The organism is [Mycobacterium] manitobense, assembly GCF_025821665.1.
GTDB lineage: Bacteria > Actinomycetota > Actinomycetes > Mycobacteriales > Mycobacteriaceae > Mycobacterium > Mycobacterium arseniciresistens.
This window is the reverse complement of record NZ_JACKSJ010000235.1, coordinates 153,020-172,032: the sequence shown is the minus strand read 5'-3', so window position 1 is coordinate 172,032 and position 19,013 is coordinate 153,020. Positions and strand designations below refer to the sequence as shown.

The window sequence follows — 19,013 nt, the reverse complement described above, 5'->3', positions numbered from 1 at the left end:
GTCGCCGACGGGCTAGTCCACCCGGACACGGCGAAAGGAGTCACCATGCCGAAGACGGGTAAGGGCGGACAGGCCAAGAAGAGTGAACTGCCCAGCACGCTGAAGAAGTCGGAAGCCAAGGCGCAGCGCACCTTTGCGAAGGCGCACGACTCGGCTGCCGAGGAGTACGGCGAGGGCGAGCGCGCCCACCGGGTGGCCTACAGCGCACTGAAGCACAGTTACGAGAAGGTCGGCGACCACTGGGAGGCCAAGGCGGCCAAGGGGCCGTCGGATCAGCGCGCCCGCAGCGGCGGGCCGAACGCCAAGGGTGAGACTGCGGAAGGCGTCGACGCCAACGCGTCGAAGAAGCATCTCGTCGAGATCGCGCGACGCCTCGACATCTCCGGACGCTCGACGATGAGCAAGGACGAACTGGTGTCGGCGATCAAGAAGGCCAACCGGCGGGAGTCCGCGCGCAACCGCTGATCACCGGTCCGGAGCGGGATCCGCCTCGAAACTCTCGAGCAGCATCCGCTCCTGTTCCAGGCGCATCCTGCGCCGGGTCTTGCTGCGCGTGATGAGGATGCCGGTGGTGGCCAGCGCCCAGATCACGTACTGCGCCGTCCACGCCCACCGGAACGAATCGAACGAGTAGCCGCCGGTGGCGTCGAGAATGATCCCCATCGCCTGCATCACGAGCAGCGACGCGATGAACCCGCCCATGTTGACCATGCCCTGTGCGGTGCCCAGCGTGGCGCTCGGATTGAAGGTCCGCGCGAAGTCGAAGCCGACCATCGAGCCCGGTCCGCCGACCGAGATGACCACGACCAGCAGTATCAGCAGCCACAACGGAGCCGGGCCGGGCAACGCGAGCACCACCGTCCAGGCCAGCGCGTTGCTGCCGATGATGGCGAGCACCAGGCGGGACCGGCGATGCGGGTGGCGGCCGGTGAAGATGCCGATGACCACGCCCGCAGAGATCGCCGCGACCACCGACAGGCTCAGCAGCGTCCCTGCCATGCCGGCCGACAGGCCCTGCGCCACCGTCAGGTACGGCACCCCCCACATCAGCGCGAAGACCGTCACCGAGAACTGTGTGCCCATGTGGGTGAAGAAGCCGAGCCGGGTGCCCGGCCTCAGCCACACCGTCTTGACGCTGCCCACCAGCTCGCTCAGGGTGGCGGTCTTCGCCGGCCCGGCGCGTCCCGACGGAGTGTCCTTGACGACGAGCAGCGTGAGCACCATCGACAGCACACCGAGTGCGGCGACCGAGGTGTAGGCCGTCGTCCAGCCCGCGCCGGTGAGCACGGCCAGGAACGGCACCGCCGAGAGCACCTGCCCGAGCTGGCCGCAGATGCCGGTGAGCTGGGTGACCAGGGGGACCTGCCGGGGTGCGAACCAGTGCGGCACCAGGCGCAGCACCGAGATGAACGTCAGCGCGTCCCCGAGGCCGAGAACCGCCCTGGCGGCGATCGCCGACGGCAGGGACTCGCAGAATGCCAGCACCAGTTGACCGGACGCCATCAGCGCCGCGCCGCAGAGGATCAGCACCTTGGAGCCGTACCGGTCCAGCAGCACGCCGGCGGGCACCTGGGCGCCTGCGTAGACGACCACCTGCAGCACGACGAACGTGGACAGCACGCCCGGGCTCACGGTGAACCGGTCGGCGGCGTCGAGTCCGGAGACGCCGAGAGTGGTGCGGTCCAGCACCGCGACGATGTAGGCCAGGAGTCCGGTGGCCCACACGATCCAGGGGCGCACACCAAACCCTTCGTCGTGGCTCTCGGTCGAGCCGATTCTCGATATCCGCCTTCCATGGTGGCCACCGGCGGCCGGGGAATCCAATCCCGGTCCGGTGACGTCACTCACGGTGAATCGCTCGTCGGCCTAGAGAGTTGGCTGAAACTGCACGTCGATGCGTAGTAATCGGCAGCGATTTTGACAAATGTGCAGATTAACGACAGAAACCGGCTTCAAGATCGAGGGTTCAATTTACCGCACGTGGGTTCGCTCAGTACCGGTGTCACGGGTACAGTGTCGGCATGACGAACCGCGATGCCGGCTACCACCTGCCGCATGGCCGGCACGAAGGTGCGACGCGTTGAGCGAATACCGGCTCGAGGAACTCGCCGAACAGTCGGGGGTGAGTGCCCGCAACATCCGTGCCTACCGGGAGCGCGGGCTGCTCGACCCGCCTCGCCGGTCGGGCCGTTCGGCGTTGTACGACGACTCCCACCTCGCGCAGCTGGACACCATCAACCAGCTCCTGCGTCGGGGCTTCAACTCAGCCCACATCGCCGAGTTCTTCGCCGGCATGCGCGACGGCGCCGATCTCGCCGACATCCTCGGATTGCAGCGTGCGGTGCCTGCGCCGCGAACCGACGCGTCCGCCGCCGCCCCGGTCCCGTCCGCCCCGCGGAAGGACGCGCCGCTCGACATCGGTGTGGGGTCCGACGAGGCGCAACGGCTGCTCGAGCTGGGCATGGCCCGGCGGGTCGACGGCGCCGTCGCGCTCACCGACCCCGTGCTCAGCGAGATCGTCGCCCGCGCGGCGGACCAGATGCTCTACATCCGCGCGCTGCTGCGGATCGTCGAATCGACCCGACAGGACATCGACGTGCTGGCCGCCGCCGTCGTCACCGCGCTGGAGGAATGCCTGACGGCGCGCTTCGGACCGGCGCACCTGCCCGGCCCCGGCCAGCTTCCGGAGTACAGGCAGATCGTCCGGGACTACCGGGAGCTGGCCACCAGGCTCGTGGTCGGCCACCTCGACGCGGTGCTGCACCGTCAGATGGTGTCCACAGCGCCGGGCGCCCTCCTCGACGGGCAGTGGCCGCCGCACGGCTGAGCAAGGCGTGCCTGTTCAGCGTCTGATGCGCTGCCACCGCTCCACCCACTGGTCGTAGGTGGTGCAGTCGTCGCCACTGCCGTCCACACATTCCTTCTGCGGCGTGGTCCAGTAGTGGATCTTTGCGGCGAACTGCTCATCGGTGGCGTGATAGAGATCGCAGAAGTCGTATGCGGTGGTGTACTCACAGGCCAGGGACTGCGCGGGTGCCTCCCCGAAGTGCTCGGCGGCCTGGGCGTTGACCTCGGGTGAGGCGATCCAGTCCATCCACTTGTACATGCAGTGGGGGTGAGCGGCCTTCGACGAGATCATCCAGGTGTCCGACCAGCCGGTCGAGCCCTCCTTGGGCAGCACCGTGTTGACCTGGACCCGGTTGTTGGCGCCGATGGTGTTGGCGATCACCTGCCAGGTGGTGCCGATCACGGCGGCGCCCGACTCGAACGCCTGCACCTCGGTGGTGTAGTCCGACCAGTACAGCCCGACGTTCTCGCGTTGCGCCTCGAGCAGCTCGGCAGCGGCGTCGAGTTGCGGGACGGTCAGCGAATACGGATCGACGATGCCGAGTTCCGGCCGCGACTTGGCGAGATAGAGCGCCGCGTCGGCGATGTAGATGGGGGAGTCGTACGCGGTCACCCGGCCGCGGTACTCCGCCGCGTCGTCGAACACCGCCGCCCAGGAGTTCGGCGCATCGCGCACGACGCCGATGTTGTACATCAGCAGGTTCGCGCCCCACCCGTGCGGGATGCCGTACATCCGGCCGTCCACCGAATTCCACGGTTGATCCTTGAGGAACGGCGAGATGGTCTCGTAGTGGGGTACCAGCGCGGTGTTCACCGGCGCCACGTCCCCGGCGTGGATCAGCCGCAGCGTGGCGTCGCCGGAGGCCGAGACTCCGTCGTAGCGGCCGGTTCGCATCAGGTCGACCATCTCGTCGGAGGTGTGACCGATCGTGACGGTGGTGCGGCAGCCGGTCTGCTGCTCGAACGGCGTCACCCAGTCGACCGCGCTGTCGCTGCTGCCGTCCTCGGCGTAGCCGGCCCAGGCGATGAGGTCGAGTTCGCCCTCGCCGTCGCCGACGGCGGACAACGGTTCCAGATCAGGCGCGCGCGGGCCGTCGGTGGCGTCCGGTGACGATCCCGAGCAGGCGACCAGCAGCGCCGCGCACGCCGTCAGCGCGAAGCCGGCGCGAAGCAGCGTCGATACGGGCACCGTGAGAAAGGCCCTGGCGAAGGCACCGGAAGCGGCGGGGTTCACGTCGGATCCTCGCCGACCCGACCAACGGGCATGGTTCATGGTAGGAAACCGGCGCGCCGTACCGCAGGCCACTCGCCGTGGGATCGAGCAGGGGATTCCGCAGGTTGTGCCACTCCGATCAGCAATCCTGCTCGACGACGCGGCAGGAGTGATCCGCGCGGCCGACCTCCGCGCTTCCGGGGCGCTCGGAGCTATCCGGTACGTGGCCGACCGCAGGCCCGGCGCGCGTGGTTGCTGGAGTACAAACAGCAGGTCGCGCCGTTCCTGCGGGGCTGGGAGGCGGTGCTCGGCCGTCAGCGTGTCGGCGTCTACATGAACTCGAAGACCATCGGGTGGGCACTGCAGGACGGCCCCGGCGCCTGCTGCTGGCAGCACAACTGGGGTTCGCCCAGGCGGGTCGCACACCCGGCGACACCTCTGCACCGGGTGGAGATCGACACGCGTCAGGTTGGCGGCATCGGCGTCGACCTCAACCACGTTCTCGAGCCGCAATTCGGTCAGTGGGGCCGGAACCTTACTGACTAGTAATATTTCTAGCAAACTCCTGTGCGCCATCGCGAGGCGCGGGTGGACACTTCCGCGCCGAGTGTCGACCCATCCGACACTCGATCGGCCGCTCCGGCGGCCCGAAATTCTTAGATAACGATTGCATAACAATGCTGCTTTGAACAGCGCAGTTGTAGCTACTCGACCGTAACCACCTGCATGCAGGACGTTTGTCCCGCTTGCTGTCGCACGGCGAAGGGCGTCGCGTTATCTGGCGGTGGGTTACCCGGGCGTAGAACTCGCCAGTAACCAATTGCGGGCCGAAAGCACCCCTTCTTCTTATGCCACTCTTAGTGGGGTTGGACCGCCCGGACACGGACGGCCGCCAGCCCGGATTCGACGCAGAATCTTCCGCCGGCCCGACGCAGGGGAGCGCAGCCGGCGAGCCGACCACAGTCGGTCACGACCGCCAGTTCGACGAGCGAGACGACAAGCGCGCAGGCAGCGCCGAGGGAGATAGCAAGAGTGACGATTCACGAGCACGACCGGATGTCCACCGACCGCAGCGGCGATGTCGAGGCCACCAGATCCGCGCACGCGCTCGTCGACCGCCTCAACGCCGGCGAACCCTACGCGGTCGCCTTCGGCGGCCAGGGCAGCGCATGGCTCGACACGCTCGAGGAGCTGGTGTCCTCAGCAGGCATCGAGGGCGAACTCGCGACACTCGCCGGCGAGGCCGAACTGCTGCTCGAACCCGTCGCCAAGGAACTCGTCGTCGTCCGGCCGATCGGCTTCGAGCCGCTGGCCTGGGTCCGCGCGCTGGCCTCCGAGGAGCCACTGCCCACCGCCAAGCAGCTGACGTCGGCCGCGGTCTCCGTGCCCGGCGTGCTGCTCACCCAGATCGCCGCGGTGCGGGCGCTGGCCCGTCAGGGCATGGATCTGTACGCCACCCCGCCTGTCGCCGTCGCAGGGCACTCGCAGGGCGTGCTCGCCGTGGAGGCGCTCGCCGCCCGTGGCGCGAAGGATGTCGAGCTGCTCGCGCTGGCTCAGCTGATCGGTGCGGCCGGCACGCTCGTCGCCCGCCGGCGTGGCATCACCGTCCTCGGCGACCGGCCGCCCATGGTGTCGGTCACCAACGCCGATCCCGAGCGCATCTACGAACTCATCGAGGAATTCGCCCAGGACGTGCGCACCGTGCTGCCGCCGGTGCTGTCCATCCGCAACGGCAGGCGCTCGGTCGTCATCACCGGCACCCCCGAGCAGCTCTCCCGCTTCGAGCTGTACTGCGCCCAGATCTCGGAGAAGGAAGAGGCCGACCGCAAGAACAAGGTCCGCGGCGGCGCCGTGTTCGCACCTTCCTTCGACCCCGTGCAGGTCGAGGTCGGCTTCCACACGCCGCGCCTGTCGGACGGCGTCGACATCGTCGGCCGGTGGGCCGAGGCGGTCGGGATCGACGTCGACCTCGCCCGCGCCATGACCGAGGCGATCCTCGTCACCCAGGTCGACTGGGTCGACGAGATCACCGACCTGCACGAGGCAGGCGCCCGCTGGATCCTCGACCTCGGACCCGGCGACATCCTGACCCGGCTGACCGCCCCGGTGATCCGCGGACTGGGCATCGGCATCGTCCCCGCCGCCACCCGCGGCGGGCAGCGCAACCTGTTCACCGTCGGCGCGGTGCCCGAGGTGGCCCGGCCGTGGTCGAGCTACGCGCCGACGACCGTGCGGCTGCCGGACGGGTCGGTCAAGCTGTCGACGAAGTTCACCCGGCTGACCGGCCGCTCGCCGATCCTGCTCGCGGGGATGACGCCCACCACCGTCGATGCCAAGATCGTCGCCGCCGCAGCCAATGCCGGCCACTGGGCTGAGCTGGCCGGCGGTGGCCAGGTCACCGAGCCGATCTTCAACGACCGCATCGCCGAACTCACCGGGCTGCTCGAACCGGGCCGCTCCGTGCAGTTCAACTCGCTGTTCCTCGACCCGTACCTGTGGAAGCTGCAGGTCGGTGGCAAGCGCCTGGTGCAGAAGGCGCGCCAGGCGGGTGCGCCGATCGACGGCCTCGTCGTCACCGCGGGCATCCCGGAGCTCGAGGAGGCCGTCGACCTGATCGACGAGCTCAACTCCATCGGCATCGGCCACGTCGTGTTCAAGCCCGGCACCGTCGAGCAGATCCGCTCGGTCATCCGCATCGCCGCCGAGGTGCCCACCAAGCCGGTGATCGTGCACATCGAGGGCGGCCGCGCCGGCGGCCACCACTCCTGGGAAGACCTCGACGACTTGCTGCTGGCGACCTACTCGGAGCTGCGGTCGCGATCCAACATCACCATCTGCGTCGGCGGTGGCATCGGCACGCCCGAGCAGGCCGCCGAATACCTGTCCGGGCGCTGGTCGGAGTCCTTCGGCTTCCCGGCCATGCCCGTCGACGGCATCCTCGTCGGCACCGCGGCGATGGCCACCCTCGAGGCCACCACCAGCCCACAGGTCAAGCAGATGCTCGTCGAGACCCGTGGCACCGAGACATGGGTGGGCGCCGGAAAGGCGCAGGGCGGCATGGCCTCCGGCCGCAGCCAGCTCGGCGCCGACATCCACGAGATCGACAACGCCGCCTCACGCTGCGGACGCCTGCTCGACGAGGTGGCCGGCGACGCCGACGCCGTCGCCGACCGGCGCGACGAGATCATCGCGGCGATGGCCGTGACGGCGAAGCCCTACTTCGGCGACGTCGGCGAGATGACCTACCTGCAGTGGCTTCAGCGCTACGTCGAGCTCGCCATCGGGGACGGCAGCAGCAACGCCGACTCGAGGACCCCGGGCTCGCCGTGGCTGGACATCACCTGGCGGGACCGCTTCGAGCAGATGCTGCAGCGCGCCGAGGCCCGGCTGCACGCCGTCGACTCCGGCGAGATCCCCACGCTGTTCCCCGAAGGCCGGCTGCTCGAGGAGCCCGAGGCGGCGATCGCCGCACTCGTGAAGCGTTACCCGGACGCCGCGACGGTGCAGCTGCACCCGGCCGACGTGCCGTTCTTCGTCCAGCTCTGCAAGACGCTCGGCAAGCCGGTTAATTTCGTGCCGGTGATCGACAAGGACGTCCGCCGCTGGTGGCGCAGCGACTCGCTGTGGCAGGCCCACGACGCCCGCTACTCCGCCGACCAGGTGTGCATCATCCCCGGCACCGCCGCCGTCGCCGGAATCACCCGGGTCGACGAGCCCGTCGGCGAGCTGCTCGACCGCTTCGAGCAGGCCGCTGTGGACCAGGCGCTCGCCCGCAACGGCGACCCGGCGCCGGTGCTGTCCCGCCGTCAGGGCCGTGCCGACGTCACCGGTCCGCTCGCCGCGCTGCTCGACGCGCCCGACGTGCTGTGGGCCGGCCGCACCGCGACCAACCCGGTGCACCGCATCGCCGAGCCGCGGGACTGGCAGGTGCGTGAAGGCCAGACGGTCGCGACCCACGCGTCCACCGGTGCGCGCATCACCGTCGCCGACGACCAGCACGTCGTCCTCAGCGTGCCGCTCTCGGGCACCTGGATCGAGATCCGCTTCACCCTCACCGATGTCGTCCGCAGCGGCGGAGCGCCGCTGGTGTCCACCGAGGACGCCGCCACCGCCATGCGTGCGGTGCTCGCCATCGCCGCGGGCGTCGACGGCCCCGATGCCCTGCCGCCGGTCTCCGGTGGCTCGGCGACGGTCACCGTGGGCTGGGATCCCGAGCAGGTGGCCGACCACACCGGTGTGACCGCCACCTTCGGCGCCCCGCTGGCGCCCACTCTGACGGTGGTGCCCGACGCCCTCGTCGGCCGCTGCTGGCCCGCCGTGTTCGCCGCCGTCGGTTCCGCGGCCACCGACTCCGGATTCCCGGTCGTCGAGGGCCTGCTGAGCCTGGTGCACCTCGACCACGCCGCCCGCCTGGAGGCGCCGCTGCCCACCGAGGTGGCCGAATTGACCGTCACCGCAACAGCTTCGGTGGCCACCGACACCGAGGTGGGCCGCGTCGTCCCGGTCGCCGTCACGGTGACCACCGCCGACGGCACCGTGGTGGCCACGCTCGAGGAGCGGTTCGCCATCCGCGGCCGCACCGGTGCGGCCGAACTGACCGACCCGGTCCGGGCGGGCGGAGCCGTCTCCGGCAACGCCACCGACACGCCGCGTCGCCGCCGTCGCGACGTCAGCGTCGGCGCCCCGGTCGACATGCGGCCGTTCGCGGTCGTCTCCGGCGACCACAACCCGATTCACACCGACCGCGCCGCCGCGCTGCTCGCTGGGCTGGAATCGCCCATCGTGCACGGGATGTGGCTGTCGGCGGCCGCCCAGCACGTCGTCACCGCGACCGACGGCAAGGCCGTCCCGCCGGCCCGCCTCATCGGCTGGACCGCCCGGTTCCTCGGCATGGTGTTGCCCGGCGACGAGATCGAGTTCCGCGTCGACCGCGTCGGAATCGACGTCGGCGCAGAGGTTCTCGAGGTCACCGCCAAGGTCGACAACAACCTGGTGATGTCGGCGACCGCGCGGCTGGCCGCGCCGAAGACCGTCTACGCCTTCCCCGGCCAGGGCATCCAGCACAAGGGCATGGGCATGGAGGTCCGTGCCCGGTCCAAGGCGGCCCGCAAGGTGTGGGACTCCGCGGACAAGTTCACCCGCGAGACCCTCGGCTTCTCGGTGCTGCACGTGGTGCGCGACAACCCGACCAGCCTCATCGCCTCCGGAGTGCACTACCAGCATCCCGAGGGCGTGCTCTACCTGACGCAGTTCACCCAGGTCGCGATGGCGACGGTGGCGGCCGCCCAGGTGGCCGAGATGCGTGAGCAGGGCGCGTTCGTCGAGGGCGCCATCGCCTGCGGGCACTCCGTCGGCGAGTACACCGCGCTGGCGTGCGTCTCCGGTGTCTACGAACTGGAGGCGCTGCTCGAGGTGGTGTTCCACCGCGGCAGCAAGATGCACGACATCGTGCCGCGCGACGAGCAGGGCCGGTCCAACTACCGGCTGGCCGCGATCCGGCCGTCGCAGATCGACCTGCCCGACGCCGACGTCACGGCGTTCGTCGACGAGATCGCCGCGCGCACCGGCGAATTCCTGCAGATCGTGAACTACAACCTGCGTGGATCGCAGTACGCCATCGCCGGCACCGTGCGCGGCCTCGAGGTGCTCGAGGAAGAGGTCGAACGGCGCCGCGAGATCAGCGGCGGCAAGCGGTCCTTCATCCTCGTGCCGGGTATCGACGTGCCGTTCCACTCGTCGGTGCTGCGGGTCGGCGTGGCCGATTTCCGCCGCTCGCTGGAGCGCGTCATGCCGCGCGACGCCGATCCCGACCTGCTGATCGGCAAGTACATCCCCAACCTGGTGCCCAGGCCGTTCACGCTGGATCGCGACTTCATCCAGGAGATCCGCGATCTGGTGCCCGCCGAGCCGCTCGACGAGATCCTCGCCGACTACGACACCTGGCGTAACGAGAAGCCGCGCGAGCTGTGCCGCAAGGTCGTGATCGAGCTGCTGGCCTGGCAGTTCGCCAGCCCGGTGCGGTGGATCGAGACCCAGGACCTGCTGTTCATCGAGGAGGCCGCGGGCGGCCTCGGCGTCGAGCGGTTCGTCGAGCTCGGCGTGAAGTCCGCGCCGACCGTGGCGGGCCTGGCGACCAACACGCTGAAGCTGCCCGAGTACTCGCACAGCACGGTGGAGGTGCTCAACTCAGAGCGCGACGCCGCGGTGCTGTTCGCCAACGACACCGATCCCGAGCCCGAGCCCGAGGTCGACGACGCCCCGGCCGCACCCGCCGGCGAGGCTCCGGCGGCAGCCGCGCCCGCGCAGGCCGCTCCGGCGGCGCCGTCGGGTGGCCCGCGTCCCGACGACCTGAGCTTCGACGCCGCGGACGCGACGGTGGCGCTGATCGCCCTCTCGGCCAAGATGCGCCTCGATCAGATCGAGGGGCTGGACTCCATCGAGTCGATCACAGACGGTGCGTCGTCGCGGCGCAACCAGCTGCTGGTCGACCTCGGCTCGGAGCTGAACCTCGGCGCGATCGACGGTGCGGCCGAGGCCGACCTCGCCGCGCTGAAGGGACAGGTCACCAAGCTGGCCCGCACCTACAAGCCGTTCGGCCCGGTGCTCTCGGATGCGATCAACGACCAGTTGCGCACCGTGCTCGGCCCGTCCGGCAAGCGCCCGGCCTACATCGCCGAGCGGGTGAAGAAGACCTGGGAGCTCGGCGACGGCTGGGTCAAGCACGTGACCGTCGAGGTGGCGCTGGGCACCCGTGAGGGCAGCAGCGTGCGCGGCGGCGGTCTGGGCGGACTGCACGAGGGTGCGCTCGCCGACGCCGCGTCGGTGGACAAGGTCGTCGACGGCGCCGTGACGGCGGTGGCCGCACGCAAGGGTGTCTCCGTGACGCTCCCGTCGGCCGGCGGCGCCGCGGGCGGTGTGGTCGATTCCGCCGCGCTCGGTGAGTTCGCCGAACAGGTCACCGGTCGCGACGGCGTGCTGGCTTCGGCCGCCCGCCTGGTCCTCGACCAGCTCGGCCTCGACAAGCCGGTCACCGCGCCCGAGTCCGCGAGCGACGCGGAGCTCATCGACCTGGTCACCACCGAACTCGGCTCCGACTGGCCGCGGCTGGTCGCACCCGTCTTCGACGGTCGCAAGGCGGTCGTCTTCGACGACCGCTGGGCGAGCGCCCGTGAGGATCTGGTGAAGATCTGGCTGGCCGAGGAGAACGACGTCGACGCCGAGTGGCCGCGACTGGCCGAACGGTTCGAGGGCGCCGGCCACGTGGTGGCCACCCAGGCGAACTGGTGGCAGGGCAAGGCACTGGCGGCGGGCCGCAACGTGCATGCATCGCTGTTCGGCCGGATCGCCGCCGGGGCGGAGAACCCGGGCCGCGGCCGCTACAGCGACGAGGTCGCGGTGGTGACGGGCGCCTCGAAGGGCTCGATCGCCGCATCGGTGGCCGCGCAGCTGCTCGAGGGCGGGGCGACGGTGATCGCCACCACCTCGCGCCTCGACGACGCCCGGCTGGAGTTCTACAAGTCGCTCTACCGCGACAGTGCGCGCTTCGGCGCGACGCTGTGGGTGGTGCCGGCGAACATGGCCTCCTACAACGACATCGACGCACTGGTGTCGTGGGTCGGCTCGGAGCAGACCGAGAGCCTCGGGCCGCAGTCGATCCACCTCAAGGACGCCCAGACGCCGACGCTGCTGTTCCCGTTCGCCGCGCCGAAGGTGGCCGGCGACATGTCGGAGGCCGGTTCGCGCTCCGAGATGGAGATGAAGGTGCTGCTGTGGGCCGTGCAGCGGCTCATCGCCGGCCTGTCGGGCATCGGCGCCGAGCGCGACATCGCGTCGCGGCTGCACGTGGTGCTGCCCGGCTCACCGAACCGCGGCATGTTCGGCGGTGACGGCGCCTACGGCGAGGCCAAGTCCGCACTCGATGCGCTGGTCACCCGCTGGAAGGCCGAATCATCCTGGGCGCAGCGGGTTTCGCTGGCGCACGCGCTGATCGGCTGGACCAAGGGCACCGGCCTGATGGGTCACAACGACGCCATCGTGGGTGCCGTCGAGGAAGCCGGCGTCACCACCTACACCACCGCCGAGATGGCCTCGATGCTGTTGGCGCTGTGCGACATCGACGCGAAGGTGTCCGCGGCCCGCGAGCCGCTCGAGGTCGACCTCACCGGCGGCCTCGGCGACGTCGAGCTCGACATGGCGGCGCTGGCGGCCAAGGCGCGCGAGGAGATGACCACCGAGACGCTGCCGGAGGACGGGCCAACACCGGGCACCATCGCCGCGCTGCCCGCGCCGCCGCGGCTGGACGGCCCGGCGCCCGCACCGGAGTGGGCCGACCTCGACGTCGACCCCGCGGACCTCGTGGTGATCGTCGGCGGCGCCGAACTCGGGCCCTACGGTTCGTCGCGGACCCGCTTCGAGATGGAGGTCGACAACGAACTGTCGGCCGCAGGCGTTCTCGAGCTGGCGTGGACGACCGGCCTGATCACCTGGGAGGACGACCCGAAGCCGGGCTGGTACGACGCCGCCTCCGGTGACCTGGTTCCCGAGGAGGAGCTCGTCGAGCGCTATCACGACACCGTCGTGGAGCGTTGCGGCATCCGCGAATTCGTCGACGACGGCGCGATCGACCCCGATCACGCCTCGCCGCTGCTGGTGAGCGTGTTCCTGGACAAGGACTTCTCGTTCGTCGTGTCCTCCGAGGACGAGGCCCGCGCGTTCGTCGAGTTCGATCCCGAGCACACCGTGGTGCGCCCAGTCCCGGACTCGGCCGACTGGCAGGTGATCCGCAAGGCGGGCACCGAGATCCGGGTGCCGCGCAAGACCAAGCTGTCGCGCACAGTCGGCGCGCAGATCCCCACCGGCTTCGATCCCACGGTGTGGGGCATCACGCCCGACATGGCCAACTCGATCGACCGGGTGGCGCTGTGGAACATCGTCGCCACGGTCGATGCGTTCCTGTCGGCGGGCTTCAGCCCGACCGAGTTGATGCGCTGGGTGCACCCGAGCCTGGTGGCCAGCACGCAGGGCACCGGCATGGGCGGCATGACGTCGATGCAGACCATGTATCACGGCAACCTGCTGGGCCGGAACAAGCCGAACGACATCCTGCAGGAGGTGCTGCCGAACGTCGTGGCCGCGCACGTCGTGCAGTCCTACATCGGCTCCTACGGCGCGATGATCCACCCGGTCGGCGCGTGCGCCACCGCGGCGGTGTCGGTCGAGGAAGGCGTCGACAAGATCCGGCTCGGCAAGGCCGAACTCGTGGTCGCCGGCGGCTTCGACGACCTGACGCTCGAGGCGATCATCGGCTTCGGTGACATGGCAGCCACCGCCGACACCCAGATGATGCGCGCCAAGGGGATCAGCGATTCGAAGTTCTCCCGTGCCAACGACCGGCGCAGGCTCGGCTTCGTCGAGGCCCAGGGCGGCGGCACGATCCTGCTGGCCCGCGGTGACCTTGCGGTGAAGATGGGTCTGCCGGTGCTGGCGGTCGTCGGCTACGCGCAGAGCTTCGCCGACGGTGTGCACACCTCCATCCCGGCACCGGGACTCGGCGCGCTCGGCGCCGGTCGCGGCGGCAGGGACTCGGTGCTGGCCCGCTCGCTGGCCAAGCTGGGCGTCGGCGCCGACGACATCGCGGTGATCTACAAGCACGACACCTCGACGCTGGCCAACGATCCCAACGAGACCGAGCTGCACGAGCGGCTCGCGGACTCGATGGGCCGGTCGGCGGGGGCGCCGCTGTTCATCGTCAGCCAGAAGACGCTCACCGGCCACGCCAAGGGCGGTGCCGCGGTGTTCCAGATGATGGGCCTGTGCCAGGTGCTGCGCGACGGCGTCATCCCGCCGAACCGCAGCCTGGACTGCGTCGACGACGAGATGGCCACCTCCGGGCACTTCGTCTGGCCGCGCGAGACGCTGCGGCTGGGGGAGAAGTTCCCGCTGAAGGCCGGCCTGGTGACCAGCCTGGGCTTCGGGCACGTGTCCGGGCTCATCGCGCTGGTGCACCCGCAGGCGTTCCTCGCCACGCTCGATCCCGAGCAGCGCGAGGACTACAGCCGCCGCGCGGACCAGCGCACGCTCGCCGGCCGTCGCCGGCTGGCGTCGGCGATCGCCGGCGGTCGCCCGATGTACGAGCGGCCCGCGGACCGGCGCTTCGGCCACGACGGGTCGGAGAAGCGGCAGGAGGCGGCGATGCTGCTCGACGCGGCGTCGAGGCTCGGTGACGGCGACGTGTACGGCCGATGAGCGCTTGCGCGAAGAGCAACCAGCACCGATGAGCACACAGGCGTGGGCTAGGGTCGCTGCGTGGCGATAGTGGGTGTGGGCATCGACCTGGTCTCCATCCCGGAGTTCGCCGAACAGGTCGACCGCCCGGGCACGGTGTTCTCCGAGACGTTCACGCCGGGGGAGCGCCGGGACGCCGCGGACAAGAGTTCGTCGGCGGCCCGGCACCTGGCGGCCCGGTGGGCGGCCAAGGAGGCCGTGATCAAGGCGTGGTCGGGATCGCGGTTCTCCAAGCGGCCCGCGCTGCCGGAGGGGATCCACCGCGACATCGAGGTCGTCACCGACATGTGGGGCCGGCCGAAGGTGCGGCTGTCGGGTGACATCGCCAAGCATCTGCAGGACGTGACGATCCACGTGTCGCTGACCCACGAGGCCGACACGGCCGCGGCAGTGGCGATCCTGGAATCCGCCGACTAGTCCTTCCCCGCGAGCGTGCCACTACCCTCGTCGCCATGAGTGATGTCGTCGAGCGCGTCCGCGACGTGCTGCCGTCGGTGCGCGCCGACCTCGAGGAACTGGTCCGCATCGAGTCGGTGTGGGCCGATCCGGCGCGCCGCCCCGAGGTCCAGCGCAGCGCGGAAGCGGTGTCGAAGCTGTTGTCGGAGGCCGGATTCGATGACGTCCGCATCGTCAGCGAGGGCGGCGCCCCGGCCGTCATCGCCCGCCATCCGGCGCCTCCCGGTGCGCCGACGGTGTTGCTCTACGCCCATCACGACGTGCAACCCGAGGGCGATCACTCGCAGTGGCGCACAACGCCGTTCGATCCCACCGAACGCGACGGGCGGCTGTACGGCCGCGGCACCGCCGACGACAAGGCGGGTATCGCGACGCATCTGGCCGCATTCCGGGCGCACGGCGGCGCCCCTCCCGTCGGGGTGACGGTGTTCGTGGAGGGCGAGGAGGAGTCCGGGTCGCCATCCCTAGGAGCCCTGCTCGAGGCGCACAAAGATCTGCTCGCCGCCGACGTCATCGTGATCGCCGACTCGGACAACTGGAGCACCGAGGTACCGGCGCTGACGGTGTCGCTGCGCGGGCTGGCCGACTGCGTGGTCGAGGTCGCCACCCTGGACCACGGCCTGCACTCGGGCCTGTGGGGCGGCGTCGTGCCGGACGCGTTGTCGGTGCTGGTGCGCCTGCTGGCAGGCCTGCACGACGATGAGGGCAACGTAGCGGTCGGAGGCCTGCACGTCGGCAGCGCCGCCGACGTGGACCGCGGCCCCGACTGGGTGCGCGCCGAGACGGGTCTGCTCGACGGCGTCGCCGAGATCGGTTCGGGCTCTGTGGTGCAGCGGCTGTGGGCCAAGCCCGCGATCACGGTGATCGGCATCGACACGACGCCGATCGACAAGGCCTCCAACACGCTGATCCCGCGGGCGCGCGCCAAGGTCAGCATGCGCGTCGCCCCAGGCGGCGACGCCCGTGCCCACCTCGACGCGCTGACCCGCCATCTCGAAGCGCACGTCCCGTGGGGCGCGCACGTCACCGTCACGCCCGGCGACGTCGGTCAGCCCTACGCCATCGACGCCGCAGGCCCGGTCTACGAGGCCGCGCGCGCCGCGTTCCGTGAGGCGTGGGGCAGTGAACCGGTGGACATGGGGATGGGCGGCTCGATCCCGTTCATCGCCGAGTTCGCCGCGGCGTTCCCGTCGGCGGCGATCCTGGTCACCGGCGTCGAGGACCCGGGGACGCAGGCGCACAGCGTCAACGAGAGCCTGCACCTCGGGGTGTTCGAACGGGCGGCCACCGCCGAGGCGCTGCTGCTGGCGAAACTGGGCGGAAGCGACGCGACCGGCAGCTAGACCGACAGGTCGCGCCGCAGCTTGGCGACGTGCCCGGTGGCCCGGACGTTGTACTGCGCCTCGGCGATCCTGCCGTCCTCGTCGACGACGAAGGTCGAGCGGATGACGCCCTGAACGGTCTTGCCGTACATCGTCTTCTCCCCGAACGCCCCCCACGCGGTGAGCACCGCCTTGTCGGGATCGGACAGCAACGGGAACGTCAGGCCCTCCTGGTCCCGGAACTTCGCCAGCTTGGCCGGCTTGTCGGGGGAGATGCCCACCACGTCGAGGCCGGCGCCGTTGAGCTCACCGAGGCTGTCGCGGAAGTCGCACGCCTGCTTGGTGCAACCAGGCGTCGAGGCGGCCGGGTAGAAGTACACGATGACCTTGCGGCCCTTGTAGTCCGACAGCGCGACGGTGTTGCCGTCGGCGTCGGGCAGGCTGAACGACGGCGCCGTGTCGCCGACCTCGAGACGAGGAGTCTGTGGCATGCGTCTGGGTAACCCTTCTGTCGGCCGGTGCCCACCGATGGACACCGGCTGATCTAGGGTAGTGCGGCAGAGCAGCGACCGAGGTGGAGGCAGACGTGGCGGACCGAGATCCCGACACCATCAAGCAGGACATCGACCAGGCCCGCGATCAACTGGCCGCCACGGTGGACTCGCTCGCCGAGCGCGCGAACCCACAGCGCGTCGCCAACGACGTCAAGGCCGGTCTGATCCGTTTCGTGAAGACGCCCGCGGTGGCGGCGTCACTCGCGGGCGTTGGTGTGGTGGTCGTGCTGGTGATCGTGCGCAGGTCGCGGCGCTGACGCGCTGATCAGCGGCGCCGGCCGGACAACAGCCAGTCGGCGATCGTCAACCGTGGCGGATTGGCGCGACGGCCGAGCCTGCTGCAGCTGTGCACGTACAGCGGGGCAGCTACCTCGTCGTCCGGCGTCGAGGCAGGTGTGCTCGCCGCCCGGGGTGCGCCTGCAGTGGACATCAGCTAAGCCTTCGATCTCGTCGGTGACCGCTGACCGAACCGTGTCGTGGAGTAGTCAGCTAACTCGATGGTAGCAGCAGGTCCGGTGGTGAGGGTCGTTTGACTGCGAAAATGTGACTTGCCTGACGTGACCCGCAACTGTTTACCGGTAGTGGACATACCGCCGGTGTGCGCCCGCTCAGTGAACTGCAGCACATTAGGGGCCGTCGGGCGCGGCGGCGGTTGACAAATTGTCGCAAACGTCAACCGCAAAGTGGGCGAGTGTGACCTGCGCGGAACGGTGATCGGCGGCATCGTGCGCGGCGGCCAGAGGTGCCTGTGACACGGCCCGCAGTGGGCAGACCCGGGAGAAGGGGGCAGTGCGGGCTCGAACGCCCGCACCGCACCTGAGGAAAACGAGTGCGCCGTCAGGGTTTCGAACCCCGGACCCGCTGATTAAGAGTCAGCTGCTCTACCAACTGAGCTAACGGCGCGCGACAGCGAGAGTAACAGTTCGGGTGGCGGGGTACGAAATCAGTTCGGGACCTGAGGGACGGCTCAGCGCGAATGAGCCGTTGACCGACTTTGCCCTTAGACTATTGCCAATAAGTCGTCGTTACCGACCGTAGGTCGTGAGGTGGAGGAGAGAATGAGGCAGGTCCGAGCCGTAACCGGTCCGCGTAAGAACCGGGTTTGGTGGCTGGCCATCGCCCTGATCCCCGTGCTCGCACTGGGCCTGAGCGGCTGCGGCGGGGAGTCGGCGCCACAGCAGCCCCAGGTGATCTCCGAGAAGGGCACCCCGTTCGGCGACCTGCTGATGCCGAAGCTGACGGCGTCGGTCACCGACGGCGCGGTGGGCGTGGCCGTCGACACTCCGGTCACCGTCAGCGCCGAGGGCGGTGTGCTCGGCGCGGTCAACATGACCAACGAGGACGGTGAACCGGTCGCCGGTCAGCTCAGCCCCGACGGGCTGTCGTGGGCGACCACCGAGCCGCTGGGCTACAACAAGCGCTACTCGCTCAGCGCGGAGTCGCTGGGCCTCGGCGGGGCCACCAGCAGGGAGATGAGCTTCGAGACGCACTCGCCCGAGAATCTCACCATGCCGTACGTGCTGCCCAACGACGGCGAGGTCGTCGGCGTCGGCCAGCCGATCGCGGTGCGCTTCGACGAGAGCATCCCGAACCGGCTCGCGGCCCAGCGTGCGATCACCGTCAAGACCACGCCGCCGGTGGAGGGCGCGTTCTACTGGCTCAGCAACCGCGAAGTCCGTTGGCGCCCAGCGCAGTACTGGAAGCCCGGCACCACCGTCGACGTCGCCGTGAACACCTACGGTGTCGACCTCGGTGACGGACTGTTCGGCCAGGAGAACGTCAAGACCCGATTCACCATCGGCGACGAGGTCATCGCGACCGCCGACGACAACAACAAGACACTGACCGTCCGCCGCAACGGCGAAGTGGTCAAGACGATGCCGATCTCGATGGGCAAGAACAGCACCCCGACGAACAACGGCACGTACATCATCGGGGACCGGTACTCCCACCTGGTGATGGACTCGTCGACCTACGGTGTGGCGGTCAACTCGCCGAACGGGTACCGCACCGAGGTCGACTGGGCCACTCAGATGTCCTACAGCGGCATCTACGTGCACGGGGCGCCGTGGTCGGTGGGCAGCCAGGGCTACAGCAATGTCAGCCACGGCTGCATCAACGTCAGCACGTCGAACGCCCGGTGGTTCTACGACAACACCAAGCGCGGTGACATCGTCGAGGTGGTGAACACCGTCGGCTCCGTCCTGCCCGGCACGGACGGACTCGGCGACTGGAACATTCCGTGGAGCCAGTGGAAGGACGGCAACGCCGCCATCTGATCCGTGGACCGACGACGAGGCCCGCGCCGCGGGCCCGAGAAGCTGGGAGTGTCCGATT

The 19,013-nt window shown here is 69.8% G+C and carries 11 protein-coding genes, 1 tRNA gene and 1 pseudogene; 8 read left to right on the top strand and 5 right to left on the bottom strand.

The window, feature by feature from the left end; translation table 11 throughout:
* Window positions 1-45 precede the first annotated feature (45 nt).
* On the top strand, window positions 46-465 hold the full coding sequence (locus H7I41_RS25975) for a ChaB family protein (RefSeq protein ID WP_264015507.1): 420 nt from the start codon (window positions 46-48) through the stop codon (window positions 463-465).
* On the opposite strand, the gene H7I41_RS25970 is transcribed toward H7I41_RS25975, so the two are convergent.
* Window positions 466-1,740 carry an MFS transporter gene (locus H7I41_RS25970; RefSeq protein ID WP_264015506.1) on the bottom strand — a complete coding sequence of 425 codons (1,275 nt, stop codon included), beginning with the start codon at window positions 1,738-1,740 and terminating at the stop codon, window positions 466-468.
* Between the two features lie 340 nt (window positions 1,741-2,080).
* Between H7I41_RS25970 and H7I41_RS25965 the strand changes: the two genes are divergently transcribed.
* Window positions 2,081-2,827, top strand: coding sequence for a MerR family transcriptional regulator (locus tag H7I41_RS25965; RefSeq protein WP_264015505.1), 747 nt, complete (start codon window positions 2,081-2,083; stop codon window positions 2,825-2,827).
* Window positions 2,828-2,842: 15 nt separating this feature from the next.
* Here the strand turns inward: H7I41_RS25965 and H7I41_RS25960 are convergent, their stop codons facing one another.
* Entirely contained in the window at window positions 2,843-4,021 is a 1,179-nt protein-coding gene (locus H7I41_RS25960) for an ABC transporter substrate-binding protein (protein ID WP_372503809.1), read from the bottom strand.
* A gap of 97 nt (window positions 4,022-4,118) precedes the next feature.
* On the opposite strand from H7I41_RS25960, the pseudogene H7I41_RS25955 reads away from it, so the two are divergent.
* The 4 genes and pseudogenes from H7I41_RS25955 to H7I41_RS25940 all read left to right on the top strand — a co-directional run bounded on the left by H7I41_RS25955 (window position 4,119) and on the right by H7I41_RS25940 (window position 16,143).
* Window positions 4,119-4,606 (top strand): annotated as a pseudogene (locus H7I41_RS25955) (glycoside hydrolase domain-containing protein).
* A gap of 486 nt (window positions 4,607-5,092) precedes the next feature.
* Complete coding sequence (locus tag H7I41_RS25950) at window positions 5,093-14,305, top strand: type I polyketide synthase (protein ID WP_264015504.1); 9,213 nt, start codon at window positions 5,093-5,095, stop codon at window positions 14,303-14,305.
* Window positions 14,306-14,365: 60 nt separating this feature from the next.
* The gene (gene acpS / locus H7I41_RS25945) at window positions 14,366-14,761 is read left to right on the top strand and encodes a holo-ACP synthase AcpS (protein WP_264015503.1); all 396 of its coding nucleotides are present in this window, start codon (window positions 14,366-14,368) and stop codon (window positions 14,759-14,761) included.
* Between the two features lie 35 nt (window positions 14,762-14,796).
* On the top strand, window positions 14,797-16,143 hold the full coding sequence (locus H7I41_RS25940; protein WP_264015502.1) for a dipeptidase: 1,347 nt from the start codon (window positions 14,797-14,799) through the stop codon (window positions 16,141-16,143).
* Here the strand turns inward: H7I41_RS25940 and bcp are convergent.
* Window positions 16,140-16,613 carry a thioredoxin-dependent thiol peroxidase gene (gene bcp / locus H7I41_RS25935; RefSeq protein ID WP_264015501.1) on the bottom strand — a complete coding sequence of 158 codons (474 nt, stop codon included), beginning with the start codon at window positions 16,611-16,613 and terminating at the stop codon, window positions 16,140-16,142. The genes H7I41_RS25940 and bcp overlap by 4 nt on opposite strands.
* 95 nt (window positions 16,614-16,708) lie before the next feature.
* Between bcp and H7I41_RS25930 the strand changes: the two genes are divergently transcribed.
* Window positions 16,709-16,933: a DUF3618 domain-containing protein gene (locus H7I41_RS25930; RefSeq protein ID WP_264015500.1), complete on the top strand. Its 225-nt coding sequence runs from the start codon at window positions 16,709-16,711 to the stop codon at window positions 16,931-16,933.
* Window positions 16,934-16,941: 8 nt separating this feature from the next.
* On the opposite strand, the gene H7I41_RS25925 is transcribed toward H7I41_RS25930, so the two are convergent.
* Both H7I41_RS25925 and H7I41_RS25920 read right to left on the bottom strand, forming a co-directional pair.
* Window positions 16,942-17,106: a hypothetical protein gene (locus H7I41_RS25925; protein WP_264015499.1), complete on the bottom strand. Its 165-nt coding sequence runs from the start codon at window positions 17,104-17,106 to the stop codon at window positions 16,942-16,944.
* 400 nt (window positions 17,107-17,506) lie between these two features.
* Window positions 17,507-17,579: transfer RNA gene (locus tag H7I41_RS25920), tRNA-Lys, on the bottom strand.
* Window positions 17,580-17,734: 155 nt separating this feature from the next.
* Between H7I41_RS25920 and H7I41_RS25915 the strand changes: the two genes are divergently transcribed.
* Window positions 17,735-18,955: a L,D-transpeptidase gene (locus tag H7I41_RS25915; RefSeq protein ID WP_264015498.1), complete on the top strand. Its 1,221-nt coding sequence runs from the start codon at window positions 17,735-17,737 to the stop codon at window positions 18,953-18,955.
* The last annotated feature ends 58 nt before the right edge of the window (window positions 18,956-19,013 follow it).